Genomic DNA, 10,156 nt, shown 5'->3' with positions numbered 1-10,156 from the left:
TAATCTCTTCAGGCTTGAATTTTTAAATTTTATAACCATCAATTCTATTTAAAGACCTGCGGAATGTGGGTTCTAAAGGAAGATAGGCAACATAAACTCTGGCGTCGTTGATTTGAGTCAGCACAATGCCCGTTTTTTGATAAACCATCTCGCGGGCTACATTTGCCAAATTAGCATCTGCTGACTCTAAAAGACTGGGAGCCGAATTGTCGATATTTCCGATTAATCGAGCGTCGGGATGCACAATCGGCACTCCTTGAGAATTCAGAACAAAAGCATAAGTTCCGGGGCCATATTCCAGCTTTCTTATTACTTGGGCAATTCGGTCGATGCTAATGACGCCGTTCATTACGCCGATCGGCTTTTGTGCTGTTTTATCAATAGAATTTACCGAATTTGACCACACGGGAGCCGAAATGGGAACAATACTTTGTTTTTTGAGCGTGCGAGAAATGGTAGGATCTGAAACATAGACTTCCCCAGCCATTGCCTTTTTAAAGTGTTGGCGATCGCTCACATTAATCAACGCTCTGCCCACTTTTGTGGTGAAATAAGAACCGTCGGGATCAATTAATGCCAAGTGCTGGAATTCTTGCAGTCGAATTACTTCGGATTTTAAATAAGGCTCTGCCACTGACCAATTCATCGAACGAACCGGAGGAGTGTGGGCGAGGATTTCGATCTCAGCCTTTCTAGTGCCGAGCCAGCGATCGATCTTGTGGGCCCGCTCCCTAACTTCTAACAAAGCATTTCGCTCGCTTTTGGTGATAATCAAGCGGCGAACGCTTTGATAGCTGATACAACCAGTGATGCTAGCTGCCATAATTGTTACGCCCAAAATTAACAGCGCAGTTTTGTAGGGAAGATAGTATTCGCCCTTTAATCCCGCTGGCAATAGTCGAGTTAATTTCCACCACTTTACTCTCGCAAAGCTTCGCATGGTTTGACCAATTTGTGAGATTGAAATCCTGAGCTCACCTACTATCTACTCGCCCGCCTGCCAGTAGTCTTAAACTACTAGCATTCAATAATTGCGGGGATTTTTTAATTTCCCCCCCCCCGAACGGCTTCTATCGTTTCCGGTTGCACGGGAATGATATAAAGGACACGGCAGTGCCGTTTCCCTACCCAGATTAATTGTAGGGACACGGCACTGCCGTGTCGAAAGCGGTGGGTAACATTAATTCCGATGCTACCCGATTTTATATCACTTTGTTAAACAGGAATAATATTATACCACTTTTTTGACAAATTAAAAACTTTCATCAACTACTTAATTATTTTTTACTGTCGTTAATAATTAATGTTATTGAGGTGATGTGAGCAGTAGACTTTTTAGGTTGAGATGTTTGGTGTGTGTCTTAATCAATAGTCCTGACTGTTTTTACTTCGTAGTCTGAAACCCTAGATTTTCCGTTGATAGTTCGATTGCTGAATCGCCTTGAAACCCTTATTCTACGGTTGGTAATCAAAAACTGTCAGCAGTATTGCTTGATAACGAAATATTAAAAGTTTTTCGTTCATTATTAATGAAGGAAAAACTTGTTAAATCTTTAATTTATATCTCAACAATCAAAACTATTTTCGGTGCATCCGCTGGCTGAGGCACTGCCAAATTGCCCCAGTTGCGCGATTTGTTTAAAGAACCTTGTGAGTGTGTTCGTGCTGTTTTACATTGTCTTCAGTGCGAATGATGCGCTCGGAGTTGAGCACCCTTTTGCGTTCTAAGGAATAAGTAAAGTCGTTGCGAACTGTTCCCAAGGGAATGTGAAGTTGAGCTTGGGGGCGGATTTTGTAAGTGCGGGCAGCGGCGATCGCCCGAAAGCCAAATTCTTCGCTAAACTGAGATGATGTCGGGAATTCTGGCAACATTTTGGGTGTTTCGCCGTCGAGCACTGCTCCCAAAGTCGTCCCGCAAATCATTAAATAGGATGTGGGAATTCCCTTCACAATTGCTTCTAAAGCTGCTGAGGGAATAGCTTCGATTACTTGCACTTCAAAAACTTCGCCTTCTTCTTTGATGAAGCAGGTAGCTACACCGACTGCTATGTAGTCGTCGGTGCAGAGATCGGGAGCGTTGGGATAAACTGTTGCAGTCGTCATAAGAAAAGCTTGGTAGTGTGGAAACCGGGAACGAGAAATTATATCATTTCCGGTAACACCGGAATGATGTTGACTGTTGACTGTTGACTGTTGACTGTTCACTGTCAACAGTCAACCGTCAACTCGAATTTACTATTCCGATGCTAACGGATTTGATATTAAGCGATTTTAGATTTTAGATTTTAGATTTATTCCACGGTTTTTTTCGGGGATTTTACGTGAAAAATCTCAAACCGCCTGTTCTAAACCTAAAATTTTTTGGTTAAGCTCCAAGGAGCCGATCGCACGATTGTGTCGATCGTACCACATCAAGGTAGATGCCGGATGATTCGGCAAGGATTCCCCGCCGCCACGACGTTTGCGGGAATATCTTTGACAACAACACTGCCTGCGCCGATCGTGCTATTGTCGCCAATAGTGACTCCTGGACAAATAATACTGCCGCCACCAATCCAAACATTATTGCCAATATTAATTTCAGCGGCGATTTCTAGGCCAGAAAGCCTTATTTCCGGGTCTGTGGGGTGAAGAGCGGTGTAAATTTGTACGTTGGGCCCACACAGCAAATTTTCGCCAATGTTAACTCGATTGCAGTCGAGAATCACGCAGCCAAAATTCATGTACAATCCGTTTCCCGCATAAATATTACTGCCGTAGTCGCAGTAGAAAGGTGGCTCGATTTCAACTTTTGGGCCAACTGCACCGAACCATTCTGCGAGAATTTCTAACCGTTTGTCTGGTTCGTCTTCGCGGGTAGAATTGTAGGTTCGGGCGAGGCGGCGGGCTCGCTGGCGATCTAAAATTAATTGCTCATCAGCAGCTAAATACAATTCGCCGGCGAGCATTTTTTGTTTTTCGGTTTTTTCCACAGTTTTTTCCAAGGTAAGAATCGGCGGTTTCAACCGCTACTTCACCAACGAAATTCATCTCTAAGAGACTGAAGAATAATGTAGGGTGCGCTAGGCGCACCTTACCGCTATAATTAGCGCGTCAGCTCATTTTTTTGAGGTGGCAGCATACATTTAGGGTTCAGGTTTTGACTGCAAACAAACAGCTAAATCCAGATTGGCTAATTTCTCAAAAGCTCGATCGATCGATCCTTTTCCCCGCAAAAAACCAGTATTTGCACCGGGACAAATATATTGTAAAGTTTCTGGCGAAAATCGATCGATAATTGACTTCACGCTGTTAATTTGCCTAGGCCAGTGAAAAGTTTTTGCTGTCAACAGCGGTACTGGGGCGGCTTCTCGGTTGGGGAGCAAGTGCCTACCCGAAAACAGCACTCCACCGCTGCCACTATGATAAAGGCAAGAGGAACCAGGAGAATGGCCAGGAGTCCAAAATGCTTTGATTCGATCGCTCACAACAAATTCTCGCTCAAAAACCGTCACCTTCAAACCCGGCAGTAAATAAGCTTCCTGCTCTTGAATCAGGATCTCGCACCCCGTGGCTTCCTGAATCTCCCGCGCCTTGGCGATAGCGCCACGGTGGGTGAGAAACAGCAGTCGCACGCCGCCGTGTTCCCGCAAAAATGTTTGGTTAATCTCATCCCAAGCGGGACAATCCACCAGGATGTTAGTTTGGTTTTCTACAATGAAATAGGCTGTTGCACCCAGGGTATCCCGGTTAGGGGGGAAAGCCAGGATATTGTCGAGCACGGGCCTGGGTTGTTTGGAGACTGAACTCTGTTGTTTCAAGGAAGTATTTCAGAAGGGAATGGGATAAATATTATGTTCTTTTTACTATGGTTGTTCGTATTGGGGCTGATATCGTACTTCTTGTTGCAAAACGGCACCAGCCGCATCACCAGGACTCCGATATGGCTGCTGTGGCTGGTAATGATGGCGCCCGCGCTGATTTGGACTGGTTGGATGTTAGTTTACGGCACCAGCAAAACTGTACCGCCGGAGTTGGTAATTATACCTTTTCTGGTTTGCCCTTTTTTGTATTGGTTTTTGGTACAGTTGGGGCGCAAGAAAATTACCGCCGAAACTGCAGAGCAGGTAGCAGACTCGGAGACTGAACCTGTAAAGCCAAAACCGCCCGTGCGCCCAATCAATGCAGCAGAAGAAGCGAGTTTGCGCGATTGTTTTCCTTGGTCAATTTACTTTTTGCGAGATTTGGAATTTCGGCCACAGGCTGTAATTTGTCGCGGACAGTTGCGAACCAACCCGGAGGCGGCTTATCTGGCGATTCGGGAGAATGTGGAGAGGCTTTTTGGCGATCGCTTTTTAGTAGTATTTCAAAATAGCCTGAGCGGTCAACCTTTTTTTGCTATAGTTCCCAATCCCAGCCACCAATCAGGGGAAACTCCTGTCCAAACCGAATCTGTAACCCGGCCATTTTTCGCCTTAGCTTTGCTGCTGATCACGGTGTTTACGACTACGCTTGTAGGGGCGCGACTTGCCGGAGTTACTGAACAAGCTTTGCAGTCCAACCCATCAATGTTGTTGCAGGGTTTGGCTTACTCGCTGGCTCTAATTACAATTTTAGCAATTCACGAATCCGGCCACTATTTAGCTGCCAGATTTTACCAAATTCGCACGACTTTGCCTTATTTTATTCCGATTCCTTTTTTCTTAGGAACCTTTGGGGCTTTCATTCAAATACGGAGTCCAATTCCCAACCGCCGAGCTTTATTTGATGTTAGCATTGCCGGCCCCCTTGCGGGTTTAGTGGCGACAGTGCCATTATTAATTTGGGGTTTGAATCATTCGACTATTGTACCGCTGTCTGACAAGTCGGGAATGTTAAATTTTGACTCTTTCAAACCGAGTTTTTCGCTGCTGATGACTTTGTTGAGCAAGTTAACCTTGGGTGGTGCTTTCAATGCGGAAACTGCGATCGATTTGCATCCAGTAGCGGTGGCGGGTTATTTGGGTTTGATCGTGACGGCGTTTAATTTGATGCCGGTGGGACAACTCGACGGCGGGCACATTGTACACGCGATGTTCGGCCAGCGAGCGAGTATGGCGATCGGGCAAGTTGCTAGACTTTGTATGCTGCTGCTTTCTTTTTTGGAACAGGGTTTGCTGCTGTGGGCGATTATTTTGTTTTTCACACCACTAAACGACGAACCGGCGTTGAATGATGTCAGCGAATTAGATAATCGGCGGGATTTTTTGGGGCTAATGGCGATCGGGCTTTTGTTAATGATTTTGTTACCCGCGCCCAGGGTACTCCTTGAGTGGTTAAATGTTTAGAAGGAAGAGGGAAGTTCGGCAACGAGCAATGTACGGGATTTCAGTTGACAGTTGACAGTTGACAGTTGATAGCGACCTCTCCCGGTCAGGAAGAGGATTGGAGTAATGAATATTCTTCTTTTAATTTCTCCCGCTTATGGGACAGGCTTTAAACCAATTCTTTCTGGTAACGGATAGAAGAAAGAGGGCAGAATGATTGAGTTATCGGGCGAGAGAAAGAAGAGGAAAGAAGGAAGAAAAGAGAGGTTTACCAATTCTGCAAGGGTTGCTATAGCGGTTATCAAAAAAGTGGGGTCTGCCCTATGCCCTATGCCCTATGCCCATCGTACTTACGATTTCTCAACTCGCTTTCTATCTCGAAGTAATCTTTATTTTCACCGACTGATTAGAGAAATATGCCTTACAAATCCTTTACTTTCCACCAATTAAAAGATCTGTTTGGATTGGAGCCGTCACTCAGTCCTATTCTCAGTGCCAAGGTTATGCCTTTAGAACCTTCGGCATGGCTTTGGAGAACCCTCGAAATTAGTTCTAACACTGCTGTTACAACTGCAAAAGAACGTTCGGAACGGATTATTTCTCCTATTTTGTTAGAATCTAGAGAAAGGAACAACAGACAATTTTCTCTTTTTTCTGGTTGGTCATTTGATGTAGATGTTGAGCGGGGATTGCATGGAGAATGCGACTTTATACTGTCTTCCGTGCCGTTTGATTTGGAAATTAAATTTCCGGTTTTTGCATTGAGAGAAACGAAAGGTGGAGAAATAGAATCTTGTCTGCCACAGTGTGCCGCACAAATGGTAGCTGCTCAGCTATTTAACGAACGCGAACACAATTCCCTACCTGCAGTATATGGCTGCGTAACTACTGGCGTTGTCTGGCGGTTTCTTAAATTAGAAGGAAATAATTTAATTGTCGATCCTGATGTTTATTGTCTAGATAATGTTCCTATGATTTTAGGTGTTTTGCAAACAATAGTTCATTTATGCCAATAATTTAACGACTATAATAAAATAGTTTGGGAGTGGTATTTTGCGTGAACCCTAGAAACTTAATTAGATTTTTAACCAGATGCGAGACCGAAAAAGTTTGACCGCCAATTAAATAATATAGCTGTACAAATGATCGCAATGACTCCAGAACAAATAGCGCTAATTCCGATTTATCGCGAGAAGTGGCGAGAAATTGGACTTTCGATCGCACCGATCGATCGCCCGCAAGCGACAGCGGCCATCCATACCGCCTACAACATCATCGGTTGTCCTGAACCGGAAATTATTTTCTGTGACAGCCATTACCTAGCTTTGCAAGCAGTTGAACCGCTAAGGATACGCGATTCGGGTCTGGGAATGGCCAGCGAAATCAGAAACAAAATTCATAATGAATTGTACGATATATTAAGAAGTCAACTCGGCAGGAAATTAGAAAATAAGATTTACAGCAAACTCTATAATCCCCTGTACGCTCAACTCATGAATCAACTCCACCTTCATGTTAAAGACGAAGTTTACGTCAAATTAGCAAGGAAGTTGGGCGGAAGATTTCAGAGATTCCTGATCGATCAGGCTTATCATAATAACAGCATAGTTTCCGAACTGTCAGCCTGTCACGGAAGTTGGGTGGATTTTTGTATTGGCGTGTTAAATTTGGAGTACGATCGCCCTTTATACTCAGCCTTTAAATCTTTAGTGGAACACTGCGGCTGGATTTACCCGTTTGAGAAAATTTGCTTTGTGTGCGATCGCCCGATCCAACTTCATTTTGATAGCGAATATTTGCTCCACGCCGAAGGTCAACCAGCGGTTGAATTTGCTGACAAGTTCAGTGTATACTCTTATCGTGGCGTCCGACTGCCGGAAATAATCGGTCAAGCTCCGCCCCAATCTTGGCAAGCTTCATGGCTGTTAACAGAACAGAATGCCGAAGTGCGGCGAGTTTTGATTCAGGCGATCGGCTATCCGAGAATGTGTCAAGAATTGCAAGCAACTGAATTGGATATTTGGCAAGAATATACTTTGTTGAAAATTGAGAATAATATTGACATAGAGCCAATTTATGTGTTAAAGATGACTTGTCCGAGTACGGGACACCTTCACGCTTTGCGAGTGCCGCCAAAAGTGCGATCGGCTCTCGATGCAATTCGCTGGGTAAATTGGGGAACTAATCCAGGAGATTTTGCAGTGCAAACGTGAACCTATCTATTCTACTATTTTATTGATTAGTACAATAGCTCGGATAATCTACTCAAATAAGGAACTAGCTATGAATATTTTTGTACTTTCTTCACGGGCTTTAGCCTCAAATGTATCCTGGGACCCTGTTTTTGAATTAGAAAATATTGTTGTACGAACCTGCAACGCACAACTTTTGGTACCATCGGCCCGCGATGTAATCCAGTGGTCATCCACACTTTATCCGCTAGTCGGTCGAATAGTCCGTAAAGTTGTTAAGTCTACTACAGGTGTATATAATTTACCACTTTTACCTCAATTGTCGGACAAACCCAATGTTTTACTGATTATTGGTTTAGCAGGAGCAAATCTGGAACTCCTCTCAAGTATACCTAAGTGGAGGGAGCGTTTTGATGTTGTCATCGCTTATATTTTCGATTCTTGGGCACCTGAAATTTATTCAAAAAATGTCTATCATTTAGATCATTTATTCGTGGCACTTCCAGAAATTATAGATGAACTGAAAAAACGTTTTGGTATACCAGTATCGCTGATCCCTTTTGCTGCTGATGTTCTAGATCAGGGTTCGTGTCAACTCAAGCGTTCAATAGATTTAACAAGCTTCGGGCGGATACCTTCACAGTATGACACTGTGTTTTTAAATAAATTCAATCAACCTGGTTCCGAACAAATTTACTTTAAATCTACGCCCAGAACAGCAGAGAAATTTCCGAAATTGCCTTACGAAATGCGTAGAGACGAGCCAGATACTCGGCTGCTATTTCACATTCTCAGACATAGCAAACTCACCTTGGCATTTGACACTCTCTATCCTGGTATGCGTCGGTTTCCTTACTCGTTTATTACACTGCGTTGGTTTTATGGTACTGCGACTGGCGGTGCGGTAGTTGGGAAGCGTCCAACTACACCTCTAATGGATGAGTTGATGAATTGGGAAGATGCTACTATTGAGTTGCCCGATGACCCGCAAAAAAGTGTTGAATTCATTAATGAACTTTTACAGGACGAGGTGAGGCTTAATTCTATATACAAACGCAACTATGTTGAGAGTTTAGCCCGTCACGATTGGAGGCATCGGATTCAAAGTATGCTGGAAGCCGTGAAAATTCCTCTACCGCAGGGACTGCTGGAAGAATTGTCACAGATGAAGATGATTCATGAAAAAATGGTCAGCCGATTTTAGATTTTGGATTTTGGATTTTGGATTGGAGAATTACTCCCCTCCTGAGTCTGCGAAGGAATGAATCGGCAAAACCCGGGACTAAATTGCTTGATTGCCATGCCAGAGCTGATTGTAGAGAAATAAAAGTGATAGATTTGAAGGGGATTCCGATCGACTTTTCCGTGGATTTCTTCACCGCGCTAATTGGCAATACTTTGTTCGCGGTTTCCAGCGGAACGGAGTAGAGATGACTTAGTTTTTTCTATTGTTAGAAGCAACTTAATCATTTGAAAACCCAGCCAGTCTTTATAGGGAATTTTACATCGATTCGTATTGATAAATAAGAAGTCACAGGTATCCATGTCAGGGAACAGGTATGAAAAGGGAATGCAGATAAAACCCAATCTTTTTAACCTGTTGGTAATTTTGTTAACTTCCTCAGTGCTAATAGAACCTGGCACAAAATCGTGAAACTCTATAGTGATCTGCTTAACATTGCAGAGCGTGGCATCCCTAGTTGAGTTAAAAACGGCTTCTTCAGCACCTTCAATATCTATCTTCAACAAATCAACTAACTCGATTCTCTGGTTGTTCAGAAAAGTTTCTAAAGTGATACCATCCACTGATATCTCTCCCTGAAGGCCGTAGACACTAGCAGCTTCTTGACTAATACTGTTACATTCTCGATTATCTGAAGTATATATTTTTAAGGGTTCATTGGGAGCATGTCACTTTTGCAGTGAGCAATTATACTTATGCAGGTTTTCGCTGATTACCAATTAAGCCGTTCAAGTAAGCACAACTCGGAGCTAATACTTGTCCTACATGTTCTGATTTCCAACTAGCTCCTGATATTTTAATTCGTCTGGCTATTTGCTTAATGCCTGATTCTACCGCTCCCGAACCAATAGAACAGATGCCATCAAGAGAGAAAACTTCATAGTTGATAATCCTTTCTTTGTGCTTTTCTAAATATTTGCAAAAATTCACTGCTGATTTGTTCTTGAGCTTTGTAAATAGAGCTACCGCACTCTCTACATTCCCTTTCCACAAGTAGGCTTCGGCTTGCTTGAGTCGCTTAATTGAACCGCCTACTTTCTGAAGATTTTCAGTGAGATGATACCAATCGAGAATTTCTCTTCTCTCCTGTTCACAAGTGATTTCCTTAAATATATTCCACACTCCATCATGTCCATCACCTAGGCAAGTTACAGGTTTTGCTAGCGGTTGTTTATTTGCCCAATCAATGATGATATCATTTTGATTGAAACTAGCCACTATACCAGCTTCCGACACAATTGCTTTATAGTCTTTCCATTCAGATTTTTGCCCTTTAGGTACCCTCAGTCGTACTTTTCCACCATCTGCACTTAGCTCTGAAATATCTTCTGTTGATATCGGTTCGCTGAAGTCTTGATCATGTACTAATATGAGTTGTGTTTTAGCCGGAACAGTCACTCCCGTTAGATACTTAATATCTTGGGCGGCATGCTTAT

At 43.3% G+C, this 10,156-nt stretch carries 10 protein-coding genes; 4 read left to right on the top strand and 6 right to left on the bottom strand.

The genetic code is table 11. From position 1 onward, the window contains the following. Nucleotides 1–22 precede the first annotated feature (22 nt). The 4 genes from QUB08_RS30515 to QUB08_RS30500 form a co-directional block, all read right to left on the bottom strand. Complete coding sequence (locus QUB08_RS30515; RefSeq protein ID WP_333229869.1) at nucleotides 23–940, bottom strand: cache domain-containing protein; 918 nt, start codon at nucleotides 938–940, stop codon at nucleotides 23–25. 698 nt (nucleotides 941–1,638) lie between these two features. Then, nucleotides 1,639–2,103 carry a hypothetical protein gene (locus tag QUB08_RS30510; RefSeq protein WP_333229867.1) on the bottom strand — a complete coding sequence of 155 codons (465 nt, stop codon included), beginning with the start codon at nucleotides 2,101–2,103 and terminating at the stop codon, nucleotides 1,639–1,641. A 308-nt stretch (nucleotides 2,104–2,411) separates the two neighbouring features. Next, the gene (locus QUB08_RS30505) at nucleotides 2,412–2,972 is read right to left on the bottom strand and encodes a sugar O-acetyltransferase (RefSeq protein WP_333229865.1); all 561 of its coding nucleotides are present in this window, start codon (nucleotides 2,970–2,972) and stop codon (nucleotides 2,412–2,414) included. A 153-nt stretch (nucleotides 2,973–3,125) separates the two neighbouring features. Beyond that, the gene (locus tag QUB08_RS30500; RefSeq protein WP_333053856.1) at nucleotides 3,126–3,800 is read right to left on the bottom strand and encodes an MBL fold metallo-hydrolase; all 675 of its coding nucleotides are present in this window, start codon (nucleotides 3,798–3,800) and stop codon (nucleotides 3,126–3,128) included. Nucleotides 3,801–3,833: 33 nt separating this feature from the next. Between QUB08_RS30500 and QUB08_RS30495 the strand changes: the two genes are divergently transcribed. The 4 genes from QUB08_RS30495 (at nucleotide 3,834) to QUB08_RS30480 (ending at nucleotide 8,681) form a co-directional block, all read left to right on the top strand. Next, on the top strand, nucleotides 3,834–5,306 hold the full coding sequence (locus QUB08_RS30495; RefSeq protein WP_333229863.1) for a site-2 protease family protein: 1,473 nt from the start codon (nucleotides 3,834–3,836) through the stop codon (nucleotides 5,304–5,306). 395 nt (nucleotides 5,307–5,701) lie between these two features. After that, a complete protein-coding gene (locus tag QUB08_RS30490; RefSeq protein ID WP_333229861.1) occupies nucleotides 5,702–6,301 on the top strand; it encodes a hypothetical protein in 600 nt (199 codons plus the stop codon). 135 nt (nucleotides 6,302–6,436) lie between these two features. Continuing rightward, nucleotides 6,437–7,498, top strand: coding sequence for a DUF6745 domain-containing protein (locus QUB08_RS30485; RefSeq protein ID WP_445300971.1), 1,062 nt, complete (start codon nucleotides 6,437–6,439; stop codon nucleotides 7,496–7,498). 70 nt (nucleotides 7,499–7,568) lie between these two features. Beyond that, a complete protein-coding gene (locus QUB08_RS30480) occupies nucleotides 7,569–8,681 on the top strand; it encodes a glycosyltransferase (protein WP_333229856.1) in 1,113 nt (370 codons plus the stop codon). Between the two features lie 179 nt (nucleotides 8,682–8,860). Here the strand turns inward: QUB08_RS30480 and QUB08_RS30475 are convergent, their stop codons facing one another. Both QUB08_RS30475 and QUB08_RS30470 read right to left on the bottom strand, forming a co-directional pair. After that, nucleotides 8,861–9,364: an FkbM family methyltransferase gene (locus QUB08_RS30475; RefSeq protein WP_333229871.1), complete on the bottom strand. Its 504-nt coding sequence runs from the start codon at nucleotides 9,362–9,364 to the stop codon at nucleotides 8,861–8,863. Nucleotides 9,365–9,413: 49 nt separating this feature from the next. Further along, a partial coding sequence (locus QUB08_RS30470) for an ISKra4 family transposase (RefSeq protein WP_333229854.1) occupies nucleotides 9,414–10,156 on the bottom strand: 743 nt, incomplete at its 5' end.

Origin of the sequence: Microcoleus sp. BR0-C5 (assembly GCF_036705045.1) — a bacterium.
Classification (GTDB): Bacteria; Cyanobacteriota; Cyanobacteriia; order Cyanobacteriales; family Microcoleaceae; genus Microcoleus.
This window is presented reverse-complemented; position numbering and strand designations above follow the sequence as displayed.

What these genes read in the sequence shown, in the direction of transcription:
- QUB08_RS30485 (WP_445300971.1), top strand. Translation starts at nt 6,437, where the DNA reads ATGACTCCAGAACAAATAGCGCTAATTCCGATTTATCGCGAGAAGTGG.
- QUB08_RS30510 (WP_333229867.1), bottom strand. Translation starts at nt 2,103, where the DNA reads ATGACGACTGCAACAGTTTATCCCAACGCTCCCGATCTCTGCACCGAC.
- QUB08_RS30495 (WP_333229863.1), top strand. Translation starts at nt 3,834, where the DNA reads ATGTTCTTTTTACTATGGTTGTTCGTATTGGGGCTGATATCGTACTTC.
- QUB08_RS30480 (WP_333229856.1), top strand. Translation starts at nt 7,569, where the DNA reads ATGAATATTTTTGTACTTTCTTCACGGGCTTTAGCCTCAAATGTATCC.
- QUB08_RS30490 (WP_333229861.1), top strand. Translation starts at nt 5,702, where the DNA reads ATGCCTTACAAATCCTTTACTTTCCACCAATTAAAAGATCTGTTTGGA.
- QUB08_RS30515 (WP_333229869.1), bottom strand. Translation starts at nt 940, where the DNA reads ATGCGAAGCTTTGCGAGAGTAAAGTGGTGGAAATTAACTCGACTATTG.